Here is a 24,052-nt window from a genome sequence, read left to right as displayed (position 1 = left end):
GTGTGTGCCTCTCTAGCTGAGTTGAATTTGAACATGTTGCGCCTCGCTGTTGCGCAGACTGATGTGGGAACTACCGAGCGTATAGGTACGCGGATCACCAAACAGAGCGCTATGACCTACCGATACCTTCGCCCCTTTGCGAAACCCCATCGCGGCAAGGCGACTGCGCAGCTCCTTCTCGCCCTCAACGGCGCTAATCTGCCCCCGCTGCCCCGGTTTAAGTTTTGAGAGTTGAGTAAGTTGTTCAGACATGGATGAAGCCCCTCCTGAGATAGTGGGTAATAGAGACAAATGAAAACAAATCCCATTATAATAGCAGCTATTTTGCCGCTGTCTATCTCTTGGTGTGGCTGAGTCTCGGGTGCTTGATCAACCTAACCCCTTCTCTCCTCTCCCCCATTGCTCTATAGTCACACCCTAATTACCCGATCAGTTATCCAACCGCTCTACCCCTTAGATAATTTATGGAGTCGCTATGTCCCCCAATCGCCCCCCCTCAACCACAACGCCTAGCTTAAAGCGCCATCCGCTAACGAACAGTCGCAATAGCCGCGCCGACGAGGAGACCAAGTTACTCTCGAAAGCGGCACAGACGGCAGTTCATACCGTTGAGTCGGCCTCGGCTAAAGGGGGGGCAACTGTCGGCTGGGGAGCGGCTCACCACACCAGCGTCGTCGCCTCAGCAGGCTTTGGCGGCGGTGGCGGCTATATGGCCGGAAAGGGGTTGGGACTTAAATTGGGGCTAGGGCTCGGTGGTGCTGGCGGGCCACTGCTGCTAGCGCTCTGCTGTGCCACTGCCGGTGGCTATCTCGCCTACCGCTGGTACCGAAAACAGGCCTTTACCTTCAGTGGCGACGAAATACGCGCTGAAGACTCTTCAGCGGGTGGCGCACCATGTAGCTCATCTGCCGCCGCTTCACCACTTGGCGCTCAATCACCGTCAAAAGAAAGATAATCTCTTTGCTCAGGCGCTGCACCTCTTTAAACAGCTCTGCCGCCCGCTCCCCGTGACCTGACTGGTAATATTTAACCACCTGTTGCGCCAGCTCATGAAACTTTTTATGCTCCTGCTCCAGAGTGACGACATGGGAAATCGAACCGTAGCGAGGTATCCCCTCCTGATAGAGCCACTGCCCCAAAATACACTCATGCCAGCCACAGACCGATTTTAACCGCTTTCTGCCGCTTAACATCGCCTCCAGTTCCATCTCCCAGTCGAGATGCATTAAACGGGCATGGGTAATATCGAGTAACATGAACTTTGAATCCTCGGCTCAAAAGGGCCATTATAGCCAACTGAACCCGCTATCCGTACCCCTTTTGCCAAATTATACGACGCGACAACCCTATGACCATCGACTGGACGACGCTGCAACAGATTACCTTTAACCACCTCGCACTCATCACCACCACGACGCTATTGAGTTCGATAATCGGTGTGGGGCTGGCGCTACTGGTACACCGCTACCGCCCGCCTGAGGCGATCCACTACCTGCTACTGTTGCCGGTAGCGCTCCCCTCGTTTGTGGTCGCCTATCTACTACAGAGCCAGTTCGGCACCCATAGCTGGCTGACCCCGCTGGCCTATACCCTAACCCTCTATCCCGTTATCTATCTGCCGACACGGCTACTGCTACAGCGCAATAATCCAACGCTAGCGGAGGTGGCCGAGCAGCTCCAGCTCTCCCCCATCAAACGGTGGCAACTACTCACCTGGCCCAAACTCAAACTCGCTCTGCTACAAGGGATTGCGCTCATCATCGCGGTAGTGCTGAGTGACTACGCCACCCCCACACTCACCGGCACCCCAACGCTGGCAACCACGCTAGCCGCATCCTGGCTAAGCGAGCGGCCGCTCTCACTGCTGCTCCCTCCCGCCCTCATCCTACTGCTCATCGCACTGCTACTGCTCTGGTCACTGCGCACGCTGCTCAGTCATCAACCACTACAGCGACTAGCAAGCCACGCCACTCCACAATCAGAGACCCCCGTCCCCCTGCCATTTAGATTGATCGCGATGGTGATCCTGCTACTGCTCATCGCTTGGGGACTCTCTCATCCCCTGCCGCCGCTGATGCCGTCACTGCTGCCACTCCTGCTCCACAGCGCCGCACCGGTGGTGGTGATGCTCATCGTGCTAACGCTGACCGCTCTCATCTCTTTAAGCCGAATTCGCGCTCCACAGACACAACTAACTCGCTATATCCCCCCTGTTGTCGGCCTGCCTCACCTCTTTGTCGCTCTGCTGCTAGCGAGTCTGAGTCAACCGATCCTCGATCTGGCTGAACGGTTGAGCGGTGCCCCCCCCTCCCTGCTACTACAGGTGGGGCTCATCTGGATGGCGATTCTCGGTAGCTATCTGCTCCTCTACTACCGCCATCTACAGCAGAAGGTCAACACGCTGCTCTACCAAAATCTCCCGATCGATCCACTCACCGCTTCGGCCATCATCGGGGTCTCCCCTCTCCTGCTGCTGTGGCGCCTCTATCTGCCCGCAGTCGCCCTCCCGCTTTTAACCATTACCTCGGTCGGTGCTATACTGCTGTTCAGAGAGCTCACCTTAAGCTACCTGCTGCTCCCCCCCGACTGGCCAACGCTAGCAACCTATAGCTTCAGCCTCATGCTAAGCGACGAGCCGAGCCAACTCTTCTGGCCAATCGTGATGCAGCTGGGAGCCGGCCTGCTACTGCTGCCCCTACTTGCGCCGCTGTTTCGCATCTTGCACCGCTAACGAAAAGAGGGACTTATGATGGCTCAACAGCCACGACTACTTAAACTCGATCAGCTTCAACTCACTCCCGAAACGGAGGGGCCGGCACTTAAACCCCTCTCCTTTAGTGTCAACCGTGGCCAGATTGCCGGACTCTTCTGTCGTCATAGTGGCTATCTCACTAGGGTACTACGCACCATTATCGGCCTCGAACCGATACAGGGCGGTACGCTGACTATCGCCGGTGACCATGTCGCCTCTGAGCGGCATCAGTGGCCGGTTGGCAAGCGCCGAGCCACCTTTATTCCGGCGGCAGAGTCGCTCTTTCCTCAGCTGACTATTCGGGCCAACATCGAGCTAGCTCTACTGCAACGCAGACGGACGGAACGGATTCAGCTAAGCCAACTGCTGCTAGAGCAGCTCGATCTACAAGGGTATAGTGAACACTACCCCCATCAACTACAGGAGGATAGTCTGCAACGAAGCAAACTCGCTCGTGCGCTCGCCACCCCCCACCCCCTGATCCTCTGGGATGAGCCCTTTAACCAGCCCAATCCAGCCGAACAGCTTATGCTCGGTCAAGATATGCAACAGCTAGCGGAGCTATACCAGAAAACGGTGCTCTTTGGCACCACCAATGTCGATGCGTTAAAAACCACCGCGTCGATGGCGGGTGTGATCCATCATGGTGAGCTACTGCAGTGGGATAGCCCCTATAACCTCTACCACGCGCCTAACAGCCGTACCGTTGCCAATATTTTCGGTAGTGCTACGCTGCTACCGGGGCTGCTGCATGTGAACCAGAGCCTCACTTCGGAGTTAGGCACGCTGCGCTTTAACCAGCGCCACCTCGCCAATGAGCTAGGGGGGAAGTCGGTCACATTTCTGGTTCGTCCCGATGATCTGCAACTAGGGAGCAAGAGCGACCCTACCGCTGTTGTCATCGGCAAAAGCTTTCATGGTACCGAGTCACGCTATCTGCTCCAGTTAGAGGAGGGGTCGCTACTAACTCTCAATACCCCCAGCCATAACAATATTGCTATCGGCAAAAAGATAGCAGTGCAGTGCCGGATGGATCACCTGATTATCTTCCTAGCCGAGAGCGAGCAGAGTCTCGATTTAGGGCCAGCGCAGTCGATTTAACGACCAGTCTGTATAAACCGTGCTTTTTAGACGACCATCTCTTCCGGTCATCCACGGCGTGTAGGGGCGGGTTTCAAACCCGCCCCTACGAAACCCGGGCCTTGTTCATCAGAAGACATCGCCACCATTGCCGGTACCTATCATGCCTGGCGATCCTCCGTAGGGGCAGTTTAGGCGTCGATATCCATCGAGTTACTGAGCGTCAGCAGACAAGCAAGAACATAATAAAATATATGAGGGTTATCTTTTCTGCCGTAACCGTTCACTCTCCCTCCTTAATCTCCCTCTCCCAGTGGGAGAGGGTTGGGGTGAGGGGTAAAATTAGCAGGGAGCGTGAACGGTTACTTTCTGCCTAATAGGGAAGAGGCAGCAGCGTCACCTCGCTCCCCCCTTCGACGAGGGTTACCCCCCCTTGCTCCATCGCTGCAATTTCGACCACGGCTAATAGATCGACCCCCCCCTGCGGCGCTGGAGCAGCATTGACCACCTTACCGACCCACTGACCACTTTTAGAGTGGGGGGAGTTGAGCTCGCTACCAATAGTTGGACATTGAGCGCTCTCGCTATGCAGGCGATACATCTTCCGCTTCAGTTTGCCCAGATATTGCATACGGGCGACCACCTCCTGTCCGGTATAGCACCCCTTTTTAAAGCTAACGCCACCGAGCAGTTGCAGATTGGCCATTTGGGGCACAAACGCCTCGACCGTTGCCGCATCGAGACTCGGCAGGCCGGCGCTAATATCGAGCCACTCCCACGCCTCTCGTTCGGCTCTGGGCAGATTGGCGGCGTCCGGCTGCTGCATTAGAGCCAACGCCTGCTCTGCCGTCGTGATGAGTAGATAGCGGTGGGGCGCAAAGGGGAGTCGTAGTAGCTGCGTCTTATCAAACTGCGCCACTCCATTCTCCTCCTCTGGCAGGGTGCCGAAGTGGCGCTGTAACAGCGTCGCGGCCGCTTCGCCATTCAACCCTAACCGCACCCGATGATCGCTATAGTCGCTAAACTTAACCTCAGAGCGCAGTACAAACATCTGTAGCCTCTTTAGGGTCGCCGCGGCTATCGAGTCAGGCAGCAGCATCCACACCGAACCATCGGGGGTACGCAGCAGACGCATCATCGCTAACATTCGCCCTTTCGGGGTGCTATAGCTGCTCAGTTGACTGAGATCAGGGCCTAAACTCTGCACATTACTGCTTAACTGCCCCTGTAGAAAGAGCTCGGTATCGCCCCCCTGTAGTTGCCACAACTGTAGATGGGACAAATCGACCCAAAGGGGGCTCTCACTGCCACTAAAATGTGCTAATTCGCCCATACTCACTGCCGGGTGAGACGATAGAAACGGCTGCCAATCCGCCATACTGTTACTCCTGTTAACACGAAAACTGAGCTAGGAGATGGGGACAGCAGCGGGTAAAACTAAGGGGGTAGGTCAATTTTCGGCCCTACTCTAGCGTCACCGGCGTCACAAACCCGGGGGGTTTAATCGCTAGCACCGAGCACTGTAGTTGATCAAAGACAGCCTCGGCGGTATTACCGATAAAAAATCCCGGAATGTTAGTGCGAGCCACCGTCCCCATCACCACAATATCAGCCTGAAGCATCTGCACTACCGACGGTATCACCTTGCGGGCAGAGCCCTTAGGTAGGTGCTGTTTCGGTGCCAGATAGCGGCTAGCCTCCACCCCTATTAGCGAGTTAAGTCGCTCAACCACTCGATCCATCCCCGCCTTGTGCTGTCGCCGCTCATCTTCTAGAATCACCATTTCGCTTAAATCGGGATCGTCAGCCCACAGTCGCACCAGCCCCATCTCGGGTGCCTCCCAGCTATGGAGTAGATGGAACTCGGCAGAGTAGCTTAGGGCGATGGATCCCGACAGTGACAAAATTAGATCGTTAAGCGCCTGCTGACCCTCCTCCTCCTGATAGGGGTTAAAATCGAGTGCCGCGACCACCGAACCATAGCTTGGCCGCTCCTGCGATTTCATTAGCCAGACCGGCACCGGACATTTGCGCAGCAGGTGCATATCGTCGCTGCCGAAGAGGCGATTCATCCAGTCGGGGTCTTCGGCCGGTTTCATCACCAAATCGTAGTTATCTCTTAACACCGCCCGAATCACCTCTAAAAAGCGGGTACCGACCACCACCTTGTAGGCAAAACTCCCCCGCTGATCATACCCCGCCATCAACGACTCTAACTGCTGACACTGTTGCGCCACCCGTATCGCATTGAGATCGCGTCTCCCCTCCTCGGCCGCAACCATCCGAATCCCAGCTATCTGTTCCGATACCACCGCTAACAGAGTCAGATGGGCCTGATTATGTTGCGCTAGTTCAACTGCACGGGCAATACTCGACTGCTGCGCGACAGAGGGCTCATAGACATAAAGAATATTTTTAAACCGTTGCACTCTGATTCCCCTCTACTCATCTCAGTTAACTTACCACACTCACTGGGTTTGAAGCAGCTTATCCGCTGCCTCCTTGGCCGCGTCAGAGTAGGGAATCAGAACTAAATCGACCCCCTGCTGCCGAAACTGCTCCGCATCTCGCTCACCAGAGCAGGCGATCGCCACACTGCCTTGATACCCCTGCTGCTGTAATCCGTGCAGCAACATTCGGTTAATTATCGGCTCCCGCACTGTACTGACAACCCAACGGGCATTCGCTAGCGGGAGGGTAGCGACAAATTCGGGGTCTTCCGCATCCCCGTAGTGAACCTGATAACCGAGATTGTGATAGCGCTCCACCGTCGTCGGATCGAAATCGACCGCTAGCAAAGAGCAGTTCTGTTGCTGAAGATTATCGGCCACCGCCGCACCATAACGGCCAAGACCGATCACGATCAATTCAGCCTGCCCAACCCCGTCAGGCGAACTATCTAGCTCACGGTACGGCACTTTCCGTTCAAACATCGACAACCACGGCGCTAACCGCTCATATAGCTGATGAGAGTAGAGGATCATATAGGTCGAGACGCTGATGGTCACCAACCCCACTAGCGTAATAAGACCAACACTCTCCTGCGTCAAATGGCCCAAACTAAAGCCAAGCGCAGCCAAAATCAGCGAAAATTCACTAATTTGCGCCACCGTTAACCCGGCGAGAAAACTGGTGCGCTTACGATAGCCCATATACCCCATAATCACCATTACAATCAGAGGGTTACCAATTAATACGAACAGGGAGAAGACGGCCGCCGCCCCCACCTGAGAGCCAAGAATAGAGAGATCGAGTGTCGCCCCTAGCTCGATAAAGAAAAAGAGCAGCAAAAAATCGCGCAAACTGACTAGACGAGCGGCAATCTGCTCCCGATAGGCAGTCGAGGCGATGGAGATCCCAGCCAAAAAGGCTCCCACCTCTTTACTAAAACCGAGTGCCTCTCCAGCAGTCGCGCCGAGCATCGCCCACGCAATCGCAAATAGCATCAATAGTTCGGAGGAGTGGGCAAGCCGCAACAGCAATTTCGGCAACACATAGCGCATTAACAGCGCCACTGCAACCAGCATCACCGCCCCTTTGAGCACCACTCGCACCGCCTCCCAGCCAAGATGGACCTCACTGCCCGCTTCACCGAAGGCGGTCAGACCAATCATCACCAGCACCACCACAATATCTTGCACAATCAAAAAACCGACGGCAATGCGGCCATGGAGCGAATCGACCTCCCGCTTATCAGAGAGCAGCTTAACGATAATAATAGTACTAGAGAAGGTCAGCGCCACGGCCACATAGAGCGCCGCTACCGGCGACAACCCCAGCATGAGCGCAATGAGATAGCCAATGACCGAGGTAAATATCACCTGCCCTAACCCCGAAGCGAGCGCCACCGGTCCAACGGTGCGAATAATATGCAGATCCAGCTTCAGCCCCACCACAAACAGCAGCAGCGCGATACCGAGCCGAGCAAAAAGCTCAATTTCGCTGCTATGCTGCACCATCCCCATCACTGAGGGACCGAGAATAATCCCCACCGCAATAAAGGCGACAATCAGCGGCTGGCGCAAAAGCTGCGCTAGCAGACCACCGACTGCGGCCATACCCAATATCACCGCAATTTGAAAAAACACACTCTCAAACATAACAGAAACTCCTCTTTAGTCAGAACCCATTCACCCATTCACCACGACGACGCCACAGCGCCACTATCTCATCAGCCTGTTCAAATTGGTAGCTATTAACCGCCACGGCTAACTGCTTCGCTAGCGCCACCTCGCCTGTTCGCTCTAACTTTGGGAGCAGTCCATTCACTAACTCAATCGCCTCACTATCATACTGCTGTAGTAGCGTCTGCAACCGCTCTAACGCCGTATCCATAGCAAATGACGGCTCCTCAGGAGGCTCGACAGCCTCAGGTTGCGAGGGTAACTGCTGAAGCTCGCTCACTAACGGTAATAGCTGCTGTCGCACTGATTGCCACAGCGATTCAACTGCCCCACTCTCGACCTTGTCGCCACTTAGCTGCCGCTCCAGTTCGGCCAGCATCGGTTGCAGCCGCGCCACGCCAACAGTCGCCACCACCCCTTTAAGGCTATGCACCTTTAGTCGTAACGATACCCACGACTGCTGTTGCCATAGCAGGTCAAACTCTTGTAGTAGCTGCTGTAACTGTTGTAAAAAGCGCTGTAACAGACGGTGGTAGAGTCGATACTTATATTTCATATTGACCAGCGCCGTTTGCGTCTCAAACAGCGTTAGCGCCGCTACCCAGTCGGGAGGGGTGTCACTGTCACTCACCTCCCTAACCAGAGGTGTCGCAGGATCGGTAGCCTCGGGCGCAAGCCAGCGCAGCAGGGTCGAGATCAGTCGCTGCGGCTCGATAGGTTTAGCTAGCGTATCGTTCATCCCACACTCTCTGGCCCGATCTAGATCGCGCTGCATCACATTAGCGGTCATGGCGATAATCGGTAGCGACTGCCACTGTGGCTGTTGACGAATCGCTACCGTCGTCTCATACCCATCCATCACCGGCATCTGTAGATCCATTAAGATGGCATCGGGGTGCTCTCGTTTTAATAGCTGTAGCGCCTCACTCCCGTGGTTGGTCAATCCGACTTCAATTCCCACCTGTTGTAATAGCTCGCTCACTAACTCCTGATTGATCTCATTATCCTCAACCAATAATACCCGCTTGCCATGCAAAAGTTGAAAGGCGCTACCAAGATTGGGCGTCGCGCTCTGTTCTGAACGCGGTAGTTCAGCCAGTGGTATCAGCGGTAGGGTAAAGTGGAACCGACTCCCTACCCCCAGCTCGCTATGAACCCAAATCGCCCCCCCCATCATCTCAATTAGGCTTTTGCTAATCGCCAATCCTAGGCCGGTACCGCCATATCGACGGGTCGTCGAGCCATCGGCTTGACTAAAGGGCTTAAACAGCCGCCCTAGCTGTTCGGGGGTCATGCCGATGCCACTATCGATAATCGAAAAGCGTAACACGACTCGCTGCGGCTCGATGCTCTGCGTTCGAACACGAATCATCACCCCCCCTTGCTCGGTAAACTTCACCGCATTACTGCCTAAATTGAGCAATACCTGCTCTAGGCGCAGCGGATCCCCCTCTAAGGCATCGGGCAGCGAGGGCGCTAGCTCTAGTCGAAAGGTAATCCCCTGCTGCTCTGCACGGAGCTCCAGCATACTCTCTATGTTTTGCAACACTTGTAATAATGAAAATGGAGTGCGCTCTATGGTCAGCTTGCCCGCTTCGATTTTAGAAACATCGAGAGTATCGTTAATAATTCGTAGCAGCGACTCAGCCGCTCGGTGTACCTTCTGTAGATAGTGCTCCGCCTTCGGTGGTAACGGCTGTTGCAGCGCTAGATAGGTCATACCGATAACAGCGTTCATCGGCGTACGAATCTCATGACTCATGTTGGCCAGAAATTGACTTTTTACCTGATTAGAGCGCTCCGCCTCCCGCTTCGCGCTCTTTAATTCTGCCTCATAGCGCAGCTTTTCGGTCACATCATACAGGGTAGTAAAGTAGATCGATTTGCCGCTGTAGTCGATTTTGCTGGTATAGACCTCCAGATCTCGTATCTCGCCCGAGGCTAAAGTGTGCTGAATCGGCTGATAACTCCAACCTAAATCGTCGATATAGACCTTGCGCAGTGCAAAGAGCTCCTCCATCGAGATCACATTCAGATCGGCCAGATTTTTGGTGATAAACTCTGCGTGACTATAGCCATAGAACTGCTGCGCAGATCGGTTAGCATCGAGAATTTGCAGCGATTCGGTATCGACCAGATACATCACTGAGCTATGATTTTCAAACATATTGCGAAACATCTCTTCGCTCTCGTGCCGCCGCGCCATCTCCTGCTGTAGCGCTCGCTGCGTCCGCCGTAGATGGTACACCCAGCCCAATATGAATAGCAGCGCAGCACCGGCCACCGTGACGACTCGCCAGAGGGGGCGGTAGTCGTAACCGCCACTACCAGGAAAGCTGACCCAGCGGCTATAAAAGGCACCGCGCTCATCTGGCGAGATAGCGGCTAGCGCCTTGTTAAGTAGTGAGAGCAGTTCTGGGGGGAGGGAGTGGTGGAGCCCTAGATGCAGCTCTCGCCGAAAGTCGAGCTGCATCACCATCTTTAACCCCTCAAGACGGTGGTGGTTGATTAGGTAGCTGGCCACCTCCTGGGTATCCATGTAGAGATCGAGCTCCCCCCGTTGTAGTCGCCGCAGCGCCTGTAGCGAGTCCTGCTGTGGTGCTAGCGTCAGTTCGGGATGAGATTGGCTTAGATATTGGTGCAGCGAGTTCCCCTGTTTAACCCCCACTTTAGAGCCGGCCAGATCGTGCATGGTGCTGATAAAGGGGGCCTGTTGGCGCATAATAGCCGCGTTTTTTAGCTCTAAAAACGGTGCCGAGAAGTGGAGAAACTGACGCCGCTCAGGGGTGATGCTCACGGCCGGTAGCAGTAGCGCCCGCCCCTCCTTCACCGCCGCGACCGATTCGCTCCAGCTCTGCGTCGTTACTAGCTCAAAGGTTAATCCGGTCAGGACGGAGAGGCGCTGTAGTATCTCCGCCGCGATCCCCTCATAGGCCCCCGTTTCGGGGTGAATCCCCTCGATCGGTAACCAGTTAGGATCGACCGCAAACGGAATCGGGGCGGCGCTATCGAGATAGGCCTGCTCGGCACCACTCCATGCAAGCGGTGACGCCCACGCCCCGCCGCCAGAACCGCCTAACAGCAGCCACAGCGCCCACCACGGCGCAACACTACGACTGTTCAGCATACTGCTCCCGTATTAGCAGACAGTGCTCTAGCCCCTGATGAAAAGCATCGACCACTGCCGGATCAAAGTGGCTCCCTCGCCCCTCATCGATCACAGCTAGCGCCCGCTCTAGCGGCCACGCCTCTTTGTAGGGGCGTTTGGTGGTCAAAGCATCAAAGACATCGGCCACAGCGCAGATACGGCCCGCTAACGGAATCGCCTCCCCCTTTAGGCCCTGTGGATAGCCGCTACCATCCCACTTTTCGTGGTGAGTGAGGGCGATATCGTGCGAAATTTGGATTAATTCAGAGTGGTGCGAGCCGATAATTCCGGCCCCATACTCAGGGTGTCGTCGCATCACCGCCCACTCCTCGGCATCGAGTCTCCCCGGCTTGAGCAGAATCCGATCCGGAATGCCGATCTTGCCGATATCGTGCATCGGTGCCGCCAAGAACAGCAGCTCTACCCACGCCGGTGCCTGATCCATGCAGGTGGCGATAATGCGTGCATAGTGGCTCATACGGATAACATGCAGGCCGGTTTCGTTATCTTTAAACTCGGCAGCTCGGCCAAGGCGTTTGATAATCTCCATCCGACTTTCGGTCAGTTCGACAGTCCGTTGTTGCACCAACCGCTCCAGATCGCAACGCTGATCGTAGAGTGCCAGATGGGTCGCCACCCTCGCCTTAACCAGCGGTGGGCTAACCGGTTTGGTAATATAATCGACCGCCCCTAACGCGAAGCCGCGCTCCTCGCCCTCACTGTCGCTACGAGCGGTAACAAAAATGACCGGAATCGCCGCCGTTGAGGGATCGGCCTTGAGCAGACGGCAGAGCTGATACCCATCCATCTCCGGCATCATCACATCAAGCAAGAACATATCGGGTTTAGGTTGCATACGGGCAATCTTTAGGGCGGTGTCGCCATTAAGGGCCGTCTTTACCCGATAGTCGTGGCGCAAAATAGAGCCTAACAGGTCGAGATTATTCGGAGTATCATCGACCACCAAAATTGTCTGTTGTGAACGCACCATTATCTTTTCCAACCCATAACCACCGAACTGAGAACCAATCTACCACAAACAGACGCCGCTCTGCTATAGCACAGTAGGGGCGATTAGCCTATACTCTCACCAAGAGAGTCCCCCCTATGGTTGAGCACAGCTGGCCCCAAATCTTTAGTATAAGACTGATTATGCAACACCCTATCTCCACCCAGAACCGATCCACCATTTTGATTGTCGATGATATGCCGGAAAATCTGGCACTCCTTGGCGAAATCGTCGAAGAGCGCTATCGAGTTCAGATAGCCCTCAACGGCAGACGCGCCCTAGAGATCGCCCACCGAGATCCGAAACCCGATCTAATCCTGCTCGATATTATGATGCCGGGCATGGATGGCTACCAAGTGTTAGAACAGCTACACCAGTCGCCGACTACCCGCAACATTCCGGTGATCTTTATCACCGCCATGGAGAGCAACGAAGATGAGCAGCGCGGCTTAGAGCTAGGAGCGGTCGATTACATTACCAAACCGATTAAACCTGCGATCGTACTCGCTCGCATCGCGACCCACATTGAGCTAAAACGGACACGGGATGAGCTAGAGCACTATAACCACTATCTTGAGGCCGAAGTAGAGAAGAGGATCGCCGAAAACCAGCTCATTCAAGATATCAGTATTCGGGCACTCGCCGGTCTCGCCGAAACCCGTGATAACGAGACCGGCAACCATATTATTCGCACCCAATTCTATATCAATGTGCTCGCCCGCCATCTACAGAGCCGCACCGACTACCAATATAGTCTCAGCGATGAGGCGGTAGAGCTCATTACCAAGGCCGCCCCGCTGCACGATATCGGCAAGGTCGGGATTCCGGATCATATTCTGCTCAAACCCGGGCCACTGACCGACGAGGAGTGGCAGGTGATGAAGACCCACTCCCGCCTCGGCAGCGATGCTATCGGGATGGCGCTGCGTGATGTGCGTAACCACGCCCCACTCGCCCACTTTCATGTCGCGATGGATATTGCCCACTACCACCACGAGCGCTGGGATGGCAAGGGCTACCCCGAAGGGCTCGCCAAAGAGCACATTCCACTCGCAGCCCGTCTCATGGCGGTCGCCGATGTCTTTGACGCTCTCATTACCAAGCGGGTCTATAAAGAGGCGATGCCCTATGATAAGGCGGCAAAGATTATCCGCCAAGGCAGAGGTACCCAATTTGATCCGCTGCTTGTCGATGCCTTCGAGCAGTGCTACTCAGAGTTTAAGACGATAGCCGACCGCTTTAAAGATTAACCAAAGGTGAGTGGATGCCAAAATCTCTGTCACTATGAGCGCCTCCCCCCCTCGTCATCAAAAGATACGCCGCCGTATCACCTGGATCTTCTCACTCTATGTCGCCGTGGCGATGTTAACCATCGGCAGTGCGGTCGGCTACCGCCTAGTGACCACATTAACCCACAATCTCGAAGGGGAGCTCATTAACCACGCTTCGCAAGATATCAACCTTATTGTACAGCGCTTCACCTATCTGTTAGAGAGCGCGACCACACTCGCCACCAACCCCTTTATCATTAACGGCTTAAACGATCCTGAAGGGCGCGGCGGCTATCTGCCGCAGCTCGTGGTCAACTATAGTGAACAGCGAGATGTGAAGGCGATTGCCCTACTCGACTATGAGGGCCGTCCCCTCTACTCCAGTCTCGATAATGCCCCCACCTATAGCGACTCCAGTGCGCTGCGCTCCACCCTAAGTAGCGCCCTAACGGCGATGAGTGTCGATATCGAACGCCGCAGTTGGGTGGTCTTTGTACCGATTATCTACTACCAGACCAGTCAGGGAGTACTGGTGGTCGAGTACGATTTAGCCGGCATTTTTCAGCCTATTCTCAGTGATAGCGCCACCCTATCTCACCGAGTTATCACTAGAGGGGAGACTATCTACCGCAACAATTTTCAAGCCGATATCGACTACCTCACCACCTACCACACGGTATCTCATCCTAAACAGTCGCTATTTGACAGCTTAGCGCTCTCGCTAGAGATCTCCGCTCCCCGCTCTCACTACATGGCCACCGTCTATAACGCTCTACAGGATATTGCGCTCCTCGGGCTACTCATTACCCTCATCGCGCTCCTGTTCGCCTCTTGGCTCGGCTACCGTATCGCCCGACCGATTCTACTGCTCAGTCAACGGGTCGCCTCTACCGATGGCATCCATCATCGATGCAGCCCGATAGGGAGTGACGATGAGATAGAGCAGCTCGCAGAGCAGTTTGATCAACGAACCCGCGAGCTCCATACCACTCAACTCCACCTCGAAGAGCGGGTAGCAGAGCGAACTGCCGAGTTAGCCCGCGCTAAAGAGGCAGCCGAAAGCGCTAACCGCGCCAAAAGCACCTTTTTAGCCAACATGAGCCACGAAATTCGCACCCCCATGAACACCATCATCGGCGTCAGCCACCTGCTGCTACGACGAGCCGCCTCCCCTAATCAGCAGCTACAGCTAGGAAAGGTTGTGCACGCCGCCGAGCATCTGCTCGCGATTATTAACGATATTCTCGATATCTCAAAGATCGAAGCTGACAAATTAGAGCTAGAGATACACCCTTTTTTGCTACTCGATCTGATTAAATCGGTGCAGGTGATGGTGTTCTCTCGCATCGGCGAGACCGATCTTCAACTCATTATCGACATCGATCCCGAACTTGATGACATTTTATATGGGGATACACTACGACTAAGTCAGGTATTAATTAACTTCATTACCAATGCGGTCAAATTTACCCCCCACGGCACCATCACCCTAAAAGTGGCCAAGCAACAACAGCGCTCTCAACAGCTACAGCTCCTATTTTCGGTCTGCGATACCGGCATCGGCATCTCAGTTGCCGATCAACAGCGGCTGTTTCAACCCTTCGAGCAGGCCGATAGCTCCACCACCCGCCAATATGGCGGCACCGGCTTAGGGCTCAGTATCTGTCGCCGCCTAGTCGAGCTCATGGGGGGCGAGATCGGCGTCGATAGCACCCCGAATCGGGGTAGCTGCTTCTATTTTACACTGTGGTTACCCTATAAAACGCGGCGAAGCCCCCGTTCGGTTTCCTCGATCACCTCGCCCTTCGCCACCACACCGCTGCCGTCTCAAATAACCGTCAACACCGATGAGGAGTACCAGCTATCGCACCACTATGCCCACTGCCGCCTGCTGTTAGCCGAAGATAACCCAACCAATCAGGAGGTGCTTAGCGATCTACTGCATGAGATCAATCTGAAGCTCGATATTGCCGATAACGGTCGTGAAGCGCTCACACTCGCTAAACAGCAGCAGTACGCTCTGATCTTAATGGATATGCAGATGCCGATCATGGATGGTATAGAGGCGACTCAAGCGCTGCGCCAACTCCCAAACTACGCCACAGTGCCGATTCTAGCTCTCACCGCCAACGCGACAGCAGAAGATCGCCAGCAGTGTCTTAGCGCCGGTATGAACGATTATATCGGCAAACCGGTACGGCCAGCGCAGCTCTACACGCTGCTGTTTAAGTGGCTCTCAAGCTACGCCGTGCCGCAGACAGAACCCGCCGCAACGGCGGTAGTCAGCCCCTCCCCGACAGAATCGACAGAGAGTCAGGCACTCTTAGCCGAACAGCTATTTAGCCTCGAAGGGATCGATCCTAACCACCACCTATTACAGCGACAACACTATAGCCGCTATCTGACCCATCTTAAGAGCTTTGCCCACCATCAGCGCCACGCCTTAGCAAAAATAGCCCAACAGGTAGCCAAAGAGAACTATACGCTAGCGGCCAAATCGGCCCACAATCTAAAAGGGGTCGCGGCCAACCTCGGGTTAAGCGCCCTACAGCAGGCGATCATACCGCTAGAACAGGCGCTCAAACAGCCCGCGCTCGATCTGAACGAGCTGAAAAACCGACTCGACAACTGCCGCCAACGACACCAACAGCTATTAAACAGTATCGACGCTATTCACACCGATCACACCGATGTCGAGCCTGAGACGACACGAGCCACCACCGACTCAGCGCTCTCTCAACAGATTTCTCAGCCCCTATCCCAACAGCTACAACCGCTACTAGAGCGACTCAAACAGGACGATTTTCAGGCGGTAACGCTCTTTAACGACTACCGCCAATCGATTCTGACACAGCAACCGCAACTCGGGGCAACGCTGGCGCGTCAAATTAGCCACTACCAGTTTCAAGAGGCGCTACAGACCCTCACCACGCTACTCCAGCGCCTTGATGAGACAGCTTCCGCTAAAGACCACTTAGCAACTTCTCCATCACCTTCTGTCGATAATGAACAAGTTTAGCCACCGAGAGAGGCGATCGAGCGGTTGCCTGCTGTAGCGACTGACTCAGAGAGACCGCTTGAATCGTCCCCGTCCCCCCTCGCGAAACAGCAGCTTGACGCGCCTGCTCCAACCACCCCTTACCCTGTTTACCTGCGCTAAAACGCTCTTTGCCAACCCTTAACGCTTGGCTCAATTTCCCCTGGGCGGTAGTACCGAGTAGCAGCGTCACCACAGGCCCCTTAACTTTAGACTGCAGACTGACCGCCTTAGTCAGATAACGATAACGCCTATCCCGCATTAATCGAAACAGCCCCTCCTGTATCAGTACCGTTTTTGAGGGATAGTGGTTAACAGCCGTGACCGCTGAACAGAGGAAGTGGTAGAACTGCGGTACCTCGTGCTGATAGCTCTGTTTAGGGAGCTGCCACCGAGTTAGCCCCCCTAGTTCATCTAAGAGCCACAGCTCACACACCTCCCCCTCTAACATGGCAAATAGCTGGACTAGATCAGGCTGCTGCTGTTGGTAGATGACGGCAGCTGGGTGGAGATAGAGCGCTTCGCGATCAAAACGGCTGAGGGTAGGCCGAGAGGGGGTCGCTAGGGCAGCTATTAAGGCGAGATCCCCCTCCTGTGTCTGATAGCGCAGCTCATCGGCCCCAGCCTGCCACTCAAAACAGTACCAGTGGCGACCGAACGGCACCCAAAAGCGATAGTTACTCTGCTGTCGGTGGTACCACTGCAACTGTAGGTCGATTAGCTGCTCAAACAGCTCCTCTAGCCGCAGTTTAATCGCCTTGCCCCGTTCCCCATCGAAGCTCACCAAATTGATAGCCGCGACTTGGGCTCCAGCTGCAGAGATAGACCAGCTTAAGTGGTGACAGATAAGCTCGGCCAACCCCTCCGCACCGCTGTAGCGGTAGTGATAGACCTCGCTATAGTCGGTCGAGTAGATCCAGTCGATCTTTTTAAGCAGAAACTGCCGCCGCACACTAAAACAGAGCGGCTCTCGTCCCATCCCCCCGCCATGGCACAAGTTAGGATCAAATCCGGTCGCCGGCGCGATACCGACATGAATCAGACCACAGTGGCGCGAGAGTCGATTATCATCGGCAAAGCGCTCAATGGCGGGAATTTTCAGCTTGGTCACCGGAAAGAAGTGCTCTAATGTGGTGCCGATAAAGCGGAGCAGTTTCTGGCTAATCGGCGCATGGTTCACAAAGAGATTTATTTGGGTCTCCGATCGCCAAATCGAATTAACATGGCACCAAACCAACCCCTCAACGAGTGTTGTCGCACGATACATAAGCTGGGGACTATCGAGATCGGGCTGACCGACATAGCCAGAGTAGAAACCCCAGCTAACTATCTCTGCATCGTTCTGCTCGTGAATGGAGATCTTCTCCTGCAGCAGCGGCTGATCGACGCTAAAGCGAATCAGTTCGATTTTATTGCGTTTGCGTTCATAGAAAGCGAACAGCTTACGCCCAATCTGGCTCATATCCTCTTCGGTAATAAATAGGCTGCTGCCGCTCTCCTGCACAATGCGAGCTAAATTGGTATAGCAGTCGGCTAGGGTACGGTTAATCAGGTGGCGCTCATCGACTAGCTGACGCAGTGTCCAGAGGCTACGGTTTTCGACCTCAGCGATCTCCTCCTCCCCCCAGCCCCACTCCTCCATTAGCTGGCGATGGAGATTTTTCTTCCACTCCGGTATCGATGCCCCCCGCTTTAGGGTTAAGCCATTTTTGAGGTAGAAGGCGCGGCGCAGAATAATCAGCCGGTGATCATCACCATCTTGCTGTAGATACTGCTCCAGATGTTTGGCCAACAGACAGTAGGGATCGACCTCATCCATACTGCTCGCCCCCCGATAGACCTTCTGTTTGAATTGGCGACTTAAAATAGGGGTGGTGTCATAGCCGACCACATAGGATTCGATTAAAAACAGCTTCATTAGCGATTTATAGGGCGAACCGATCGCCTTAACAAATTGCCAAATCACTCCTCCAAAGAACTCCTCTCGGCCAATGGTCGGTAGCGCCCCAAAATCGACAAACATCTCACGATAGTCGGGATTACTCTGTAGGTAGCGATCTACCACCTCATCATAGCGCTCCTCATCATCGGGATGAACTAGCCACCAGGCGGGTAACTTTCCGGCGACGACCAAAATGGTGCGATAGAACTCATCAATTAGGAGCCGAAACTGCGCTGAACCACTACTTTCGCTACTGAGTTCATTCATCTCTCCGGTACGCATCTTATCTGGATTGGTCAAAAAGAAGTGCACCTCGATATCGAGTGTGGCCGCAAACTGCTCAATCGCGGTCGCCTTTCGCTGCAACAGCTCCAGCTCCGGCTCTTCTAGTAGCGGATCGTGAACTAGCCAAAAGTCAAAATCGCTGCCAGCCGCGTGGGCTAGGGTACCGACGCTACCCATCACATAGAGCGCCCAAATGGGTCGCTGCGGTGGCGGTTTATAGCGAACCTGCCCATAGAGATTACCCATTTTATCTAACAGCAGCTTCTCTGCCACAAAGCCGCTGATCCCAATCGGGGTATCGGGACCGACATAACCGGGCCAGTTTTCGTGGTTGGCGTTAAATAGCAGTGGAATGAGTTCGATAAATATCGCCTGCCTCGGCTTGAGCATCGACAACGCCCGCTCCAGTCGCTGCCGATTTAGCTGTTGAAAGGTCTCGATAGTGTGGTTAACTTCAACCTTTATGTGGGCCGGCTTTTTCGTGCCGAACAGAGAGCTAATCAGCCGTTTAAACAGCATAGCATCCCTTCACCTAGCTCGGCATGACCGTCACCCGATTGCGACCCGACTGCTTAGAGCGATAGACCCCCTGATCCGCGAGCTGCAGCATCTGCTCTAGTGAGTGTTGTAGATCGGTCGTTACCCCAATACTTACCGTTATCTGTAACTTAGTCTCATTATCCAAACTGATGCTCATCGCAGCAATCGCCTGCCGCACCTTCTCAAAAACCATCCGCGCCTCATCCGGCTGCCTAATCACCGCGATAGCCACAAACTCCTCACCACCGAACCTAGCGACAATATCGGAGGTGCGCAGGGTCGCCTTCAGCGTCTGCGCCATCAAGATTAACACCCTATCCCCCGCATCGTGGCCGTAGGTATCGTTCACCGACTTAAAGTGATCGGCATCGATCATCGCCGTGGCGATCGAGATATCGCCACGCTTCGCATTCGCATAGAGTGCCTCCCCTAACTCAAATAGACTAGCCCGATTATAGACTTGGGTGAGGTAGTCGGTAGCCGCACTCTCTTTAAGACGACGAGTATAACGGATCATATTCACGCTCTGATTGACTCGACAGTAGAACTCCTCCGGTATAAAGGGCTTGTTCATGTAGTCATTCGCGCCAATTTTGAGCATCTGCACAATTAGCTGCTGATCTTCGCTGCTCGATAGCCCGATAATAGCCAGCTCCTCACGGCGGTAGCGGCGGCGGATCTGGCTAATTAGCTCCAGTCCCGACATCCCCGGCATATTAAAATCGGTAATCACTAGACCGATATCGGGATAGCGCTCTAGCAGCCGCAGCGCCTCTTCCGCAGAGGCGGCGGCGACTATCTGATAGCGAAAGTGGCTTAATAGCCGCTGAATAAACTGGTTAAATGAGCGTGAATCATCGACCACCATCACTCGACAGCTCTGGTTTTGGTAGAGATGGCCGACTAGCTGAGCGATATATTTAATCTCATCTAGGTGGCGTTTAACCACATAGTCGATGACCAATCTTGCACTCATAGTCTTACAGATCGCCTTATCGACCGAACTGGTCAAGATAATCACCGGAATCTCATGCTGCTGTACTAGCGATACCACCTCACCCTCGGCCGCATCCGGCAGATTGAGATCGAGAATAGCGCATAGAAAGCTCTCGGCCCCACGCTGCTCTAGCAACACTTGACACTCACGCATCGTCGCGGCGAGCAGCGGTTCAATGGGGGCCTCAATCTCGCGCAAGTGGGCCTCTACCAAGTTACGAATCGCCGCACTATCATCGACCACTAAAACCCGACTCAATAGCTGATGACTAGCTGCCATTTACCCTATCCTCTGATAAGTTATTTAAACTGCTGCATCTGCAGCTCACTCCACTCGATCGCCTCCAGATAGAGCCGTTGCAGCTCGTCGAGCTTTAGCTGTCGATTCTTCGGCGCTCGGGACAATTTAACACAGCCCTCCTCCCCCTCAAGAAGCTCAATCTCCGCCCAACGGCCACTCTCATAGAGTACCACTAACTGTAGGATATTGCCCTGAAGATTGACCCTCGGATCGAGCAGTGCTAGTTTAATATCGTTCGCTAGCGGCAGCTCCTGTAGCAGCTCCTTGAGGGGCTGATCCATCATCGCCTCTAACAGAGAGAAGAGCCCTACCGTAAAACATTGCGCGATCTGGTTCGGTATCACCAACTTGCCGATCTGTTCACACAGTCTGGCCCGAAAGATGGCAATTTTGAGCAGCTCCGGCGGTTTATCATCGACATGGCTCAACATAATCAGGCTCACCCAGTTGCGTACCGCCTTTAGTCCTAAGAGAGAGAGCGCCATGGCAATCGACTCTATCTCATGCCGCAGGCCAAAATTGGCCGAGTTAATCAGCTTTAGTAGTCGATAGGAGAGCGAGACATCCTGCACAATCAGCTCCTCAAGCTGCCCCATTTCGATATCGGGATTTTGCACTTTCGACATTAAGTTGAGCAGCACCATCTTATTAGGCGCTAGCCGCCGCCCCTCGACTAGCTGCGGTTTACAGAGAAAGTAGCCTTGAAACATCGAAAAGCCGAGCTCAAGACAGTCTTGATACTCCTGCTGGGTCTCCACCTTTTCGGCTAGCAGTTTGACCTTAAACTTTTTCAGCGGGGCAATACGGGCGGCAAGCTCGGTTTTGGAGAGGTTCATCACCTCCAATTTGACAATATGGGCTAGCTCTAAAAAGGGATCGAACTCGGGACGGTAGATAAAGTCATCTAGTGCTAGGGTAAACTTTTGTGCCGCCAACTTCTTCATCCCGGCTAACGCTTCGGCGGTCGGTTCGACATTCTCTAACATCTCTAACACCACCTGACGATGGTTAAACGGCATCGCCATATCGCCACGAATAAAGCTATCGGTTAGGTTAATAAAAGCGACACTCTCACCGACTAGATGCTCTAGGCCAATGTCAAACAGACTATTGACTATCACCTGTGAAGTGGCCTTATCGCCATCAATCACATTAGCGCTATCGGCCCCCGCCTTCGCCCGATAGAGCAGCTCATAGGCCACCACCTGCTGCTTACGGTTAAAGATCGGCTGTCGTCCTACAAAAAATTTTTCCATTGCTACTTTGTCTCATTGTCTAGAGTTAATCGATTGTGCGACTGCTGTCGCTATACGGTCGGCCAGCTCCGCTAGCGCTCGGCTCATCCCCTCGACTAGGCGATCATAACTGTTAAAACCGGTCACGACATGAATCTGCTCCTGCCGCTGGAGCAAGGTCGCCTTATCACCATAGTGGAGCTGCCAATAGGTGTGCAGCTCAATACCATCGACCATTGAGCCGTGAAAGTAGTCGATAGCGAGACTCACCCGCCACGCCTGTTTAAACCCCTCTCCTCGATAGCTCGGCCCCTCGACCCTAGGTAGCTGCAATCTTGCCGCTAGATTGAGTGCCACGACTCGCTGAATATTATCTTGCAGCGATTCGGCCCAAACCCGATCTGCCGCCTGCTGCAGGCGGTTATCGCTCTGTTGTAACAGCAGTCGGGTCGAGTCGAGATAGGGGGCGAGCGCTATTCGATTCAATACCACGACCGTATCGGTCGGCAGTGGGTGCCGCTCTTTAGCCGCCTGCGGCAACAGCAGGTAGAAGTTGGCATCCTCCAGTGACAGCAGTGAACACCCCCCTACCATCGCAGCCGCCATCCCGACTATCAAGACTATCCAAGCGTTGCTAGCTCCTCTCATCTAACTCTCTCCAAAGATCGCTTTCGGGTTGCGCTCTAGGGTGCGCATCAGCTCCTCTACCGCCCGTGATGCCTCATCGAGCGATTTAAGGGTGTTTAGGGTATCAAAATAGAGCACCGAATCGGGGCCAATCCCCTCAAGTACCGTCTGGGTCTGCTGCAGCGTACTTTGAGTCGTGGTTAGAAACGACTCGCTGCGATTAACTAAGCGGTCAAAGCCGGTTAGAGTCTCATCGAGCTGCTGCAACGACAGGCGTAGTTGGTGCAGCGTCTGATTGACCCCCTGCGGCACCGCTTGCAGCGTGGGGTCGCTCAGGAGCTGCTCTGTGGCTTTAATAGTGCGATTGACCGAGGCGACAATTTCATCGAGCGGCAGCGCTAGCCACTGATCTAGCATCGAGTTGGCCTTACGGGTCAGACGGGTTAGATCAGAACTCACCGTCGGGATCTGCGCTAACGGGGTCGCAAACGGGTAGTGTTTCGCCTCACTATCGGGGTGCGACTGTAGCGCCACAATGAGCTGTCCGGTAAGGAGGCTACTACTTTGCAACTGGCCGTGCAGCCCATTGGCGATCGCCTGCTGTAGTAGTTTACGATAGTCCATCGGCCCCTCAAGACCGAATCGTTCCGGCTCTAGCTCAACCACGACCGCAATCACGCCGTGCCGCAGCTCGGCGCGGTAGCGCAAGTTAACCTCCACCACCTGACCGACCGGCACGCCTAAATATTCGACCGCTGCGCCGATATTGAGCCCCCGCACCGACTCCTCAAAAAAGAGCTGATAGGAGAGTTTAGCTCGAATCTGCTCGGCGTAGCGCTGCTCCCTCGCCTCGGCCTCGTTAGCGTAGAGAATAAAACTATCCCCCGCCGCGACCGCCTCTCCCCGCTCGGAGGCGAGATGGTCAAACGCCACCCCCCCCACTAACAGTGACTCTAGCGTGTGGGTCTGTAGCTGCACCCCTTCACTGGTCACCGTCGCCTGAAAGCCGCTCACATTCCAAAAGCGGCTCTTATCACTCACCTGTTGATGAAAGGGGGCATCGATAAAGATCCCGAACTCTATCGCCCCCCCCTGACGAATAAACTGCCGACTCTCGATCCGCCCAACCGGAATTTGACGAAAATAGACCGGTGCGCCGACTGAAATCGATCCCGCCTGCTGCGCTTGGAGTCGCAACCGCATCCCCGGTGCCCCCGATTCGGTCTGCGGCGGCGTATCTAATCCGGTGTAGCTGCGCTTTGTCTCCCCCTCTAGCACCACATCGGCCTGAATGTAGGTGCCGGAGAAGAGGGCATTGAGCCCCGAAATCCCCTGCAGCGACGCTTGGGGCCGCACCACCCAAAACCGCGTCTCTGCGGTTAACCAGGGGCGAGCCTGCTTCACCATACGAGCCGTCACCGCCACTCGATCCAGTTTTGGCAACAGCTCTACTGCGGTCACCTCCCCAATAACCACATCTTTATATTTGATTTTAGTCGCCCTCGCCTCCAGCCCATCGGCGGTCGCAAAGGTGATGGTAATCTCCGGCCCCTGCTCCTCGTAGTGCTGCCAAGTTAACCAGAGCCCCAGCAACATCGCCAGCAGCGGCAACAGCCACAGCGTCAGCGTCGAGAGGCGATGATGGCGCTCAACCACCACCGCCACCGGCTCTGACGCGACTCTCTCCCCCTCTAACGACACCCGC

16 protein-coding genes are annotated in these 24,052 nt (G+C 54.6%); 4 read left to right on the top strand and 12 right to left on the bottom strand.

Annotation, left to right across the window (positions count from 1 at the left end; genetic code table 11):
* Positions 1-12: 12 nt before the first annotated feature.
* Together D5085_13060 and D5085_13055 are read right to left on the bottom strand one after the other, a co-directional pair.
* Positions 13-252: a ferrous iron transport protein A gene (locus D5085_13060; GenBank protein QEP43965.1), complete on the bottom strand. Its 240-nt coding sequence runs from the start codon at positions 250-252 to the stop codon at positions 13-15.
* 593 nt (positions 253-845) lie between these two features.
* Positions 846-1,256, bottom strand: a complete 411-nt coding sequence (locus D5085_13055) for a hypothetical protein (GenBank protein ID QEP43964.1) — start codon at positions 1,254-1,256, stop codon at positions 846-848.
* A gap of 92 nt (positions 1,257-1,348) precedes the next feature.
* On the opposite strand from D5085_13055, the gene D5085_13050 reads away from it, so the two are divergent.
* Positions 1,349-2,731, top strand: coding sequence for an ABC transporter permease subunit (locus tag D5085_13050; protein QEP43963.1), 1,383 nt, complete (start codon positions 1,349-1,351; stop codon positions 2,729-2,731).
* 15 nt (positions 2,732-2,746) lie between these two features.
* Positions 2,747-3,853, top strand: coding sequence for an ATP-binding cassette domain-containing protein (locus D5085_13045; protein QEP43962.1), 1,107 nt, complete (start codon positions 2,747-2,749; stop codon positions 3,851-3,853).
* A 352-nt stretch (positions 3,854-4,205) separates the two neighbouring features.
* Here D5085_13045 and D5085_13040 read toward each other — a convergent pair whose 3' ends face one another.
* From D5085_13040 to D5085_13020, 5 genes are all read right to left on the bottom strand, one after another.
* A complete protein-coding gene (locus D5085_13040; GenBank protein ID QEP43961.1) occupies positions 4,206-5,210 on the bottom strand; it encodes a folate-binding protein in 1,005 nt (334 codons plus the stop codon).
* Between the two features lie 85 nt (positions 5,211-5,295).
* Entirely contained in the window at positions 5,296-6,261 is a 966-nt protein-coding gene (locus D5085_13035; protein ID QEP43960.1) for a universal stress protein, read from the bottom strand.
* Between the two features lie 39 nt (positions 6,262-6,300).
* A complete protein-coding gene (locus D5085_13030; protein QEP43959.1) occupies positions 6,301-7,932 on the bottom strand; it encodes a sodium:proton exchanger in 1,632 nt (543 codons plus the stop codon).
* 19 nt (positions 7,933-7,951) lie between these two features.
* Positions 7,952-11,083 (bottom strand): response regulator, encoded by a 3,132-nt coding sequence (locus tag D5085_13025; protein ID QEP43958.1) that lies wholly within the window; start codon positions 11,081-11,083, stop codon positions 7,952-7,954.
* Positions 11,067-12,095, bottom strand: coding sequence for a two-component system response regulator (locus tag D5085_13020; GenBank protein ID QEP43957.1), 1,029 nt, complete (start codon positions 12,093-12,095; stop codon positions 11,067-11,069). The genes D5085_13025 and D5085_13020 overlap by 17 nt, the downstream gene beginning before the upstream one ends.
* 161 nt (positions 12,096-12,256) lie before the next feature.
* On the opposite strand from D5085_13020, the gene D5085_13015 reads away from it, so the two are divergent.
* The gene (locus D5085_13015) at positions 12,257-13,363 is read left to right on the top strand and encodes a two-component system response regulator (protein QEP45158.1); all 1,107 of its coding nucleotides are present in this window, start codon (positions 12,257-12,259) and stop codon (positions 13,361-13,363) included.
* Between the two features lie 10 nt (positions 13,364-13,373).
* Positions 13,374-16,403 (top strand): response regulator, encoded by a 3,030-nt coding sequence (locus D5085_13010; GenBank protein ID QEP43956.1) that lies wholly within the window; start codon positions 13,374-13,376, stop codon positions 16,401-16,403.
* Here the strand turns inward: D5085_13010 and D5085_13005 are convergent.
* From D5085_13005 to D5085_12985, 5 genes are read right to left on the bottom strand one after another with little or no spacing between them, the layout of a single operon-like run.
* Positions 16,348-19,167 (bottom strand): hypothetical protein, encoded by a 2,820-nt coding sequence (locus tag D5085_13005; protein QEP43955.1) that lies wholly within the window; start codon positions 19,165-19,167, stop codon positions 16,348-16,350. The genes D5085_13010 and D5085_13005 overlap by 56 nt on opposite strands.
* A 13-nt stretch (positions 19,168-19,180) precedes the next feature.
* Positions 19,181-20,464, bottom strand: a complete 1,284-nt coding sequence (locus D5085_13000; GenBank protein QEP43954.1) for a diguanylate cyclase — start codon at positions 20,462-20,464, stop codon at positions 19,181-19,183.
* A 20-nt stretch (positions 20,465-20,484) separates the two neighbouring features.
* Positions 20,485-21,741, bottom strand: coding sequence for an HDOD domain-containing protein (locus D5085_12995; protein QEP43953.1), 1,257 nt, complete (start codon positions 21,739-21,741; stop codon positions 20,485-20,487).
* A gap of 12 nt (positions 21,742-21,753) precedes the next feature.
* Positions 21,754-22,368 carry a membrane integrity-associated transporter subunit PqiC gene (locus D5085_12990; protein ID QEP43952.1) on the bottom strand — a complete coding sequence of 205 codons (615 nt, stop codon included), beginning with the start codon at positions 22,366-22,368 and terminating at the stop codon, positions 21,754-21,756.
* Positions 22,369-24,048: an MCE family protein gene (locus D5085_12985; GenBank protein ID QEP43951.1), complete on the bottom strand. Its 1,680-nt coding sequence runs from the start codon at positions 24,046-24,048 to the stop codon at positions 22,369-22,371.
* Between the last annotated feature and the right edge of the window lie 4 nt (positions 24,049-24,052).

The sequence above is a fragment of the Ectothiorhodospiraceae bacterium BW-2 genome (assembly GCA_008375315.1).
In the GTDB taxonomy this organism is placed as follows: domain Bacteria; phylum Pseudomonadota; class Gammaproteobacteria; order Thiohalomonadales; family Thiohalomonadaceae; genus BW-2.
Note: the sequence above shows the minus strand (reverse complement) of the source record. Positions and strands in the feature narration are given on the sequence as shown.

Excerpts from the sequence above, each read along its gene's own strand:
- D5085_13060 (QEP43965.1), bottom strand. The coding sequence starts at position 252 with ATGTCTGAACAACTTACTCAACTCTCAAAACTTAAACCGGGGCAGCGG.
- D5085_13055 (QEP43964.1), bottom strand. The coding sequence starts at position 1,256 with ATGTTACTCGATATTACCCATGCCCGTTTAATGCATCTCGACTGGGAG.
- D5085_13050 (QEP43963.1), top strand. The coding sequence starts at position 1,349 with ATGACCATCGACTGGACGACGCTGCAACAGATTACCTTTAACCACCTC.
- D5085_13045 (QEP43962.1), top strand. The coding sequence starts at position 2,747 with ATGATGGCTCAACAGCCACGACTACTTAAACTCGATCAGCTTCAACTC.
- D5085_13040 (QEP43961.1), bottom strand. The coding sequence starts at position 5,210 with ATGGCGGATTGGCAGCCGTTTCTATCGTCTCACCCGGCAGTGAGTATG.
- D5085_13030 (QEP43959.1), bottom strand. The coding sequence starts at position 7,932 with ATGTTTGAGAGTGTGTTTTTTCAAATTGCGGTGATATTGGGTATGGCC.
- D5085_13025 (QEP43958.1), bottom strand. The coding sequence starts at position 11,083 with ATGCTGAACAGTCGTAGTGTTGCGCCGTGGTGGGCGCTGTGGCTGCTG.
- D5085_13020 (QEP43957.1), bottom strand. The coding sequence starts at position 12,095 with ATGGTGCGTTCACAACAGACAATTTTGGTGGTCGATGATACTCCGAAT.
- D5085_13015 (QEP45158.1), top strand. The coding sequence starts at position 12,257 with ATGCAACACCCTATCTCCACCCAGAACCGATCCACCATTTTGATTGTC.
- D5085_13005 (QEP43955.1), bottom strand. The coding sequence starts at position 19,167 with ATGCTGTTTAAACGGCTGATTAGCTCTCTGTTCGGCACGAAAAAGCCG.
- D5085_13000 (QEP43954.1), bottom strand. The coding sequence starts at position 20,464 with ATGGCAGCTAGTCATCAGCTATTGAGTCGGGTTTTAGTGGTCGATGAT.
- D5085_12995 (QEP43953.1), bottom strand. The coding sequence starts at position 21,741 with ATGGAAAAATTTTTTGTAGGACGACAGCCGATCTTTAACCGTAAGCAG.
- D5085_12990 (QEP43952.1), bottom strand. The coding sequence starts at position 22,368 with ATGAGAGGAGCTAGCAACGCTTGGATAGTCTTGATAGTCGGGATGGCG.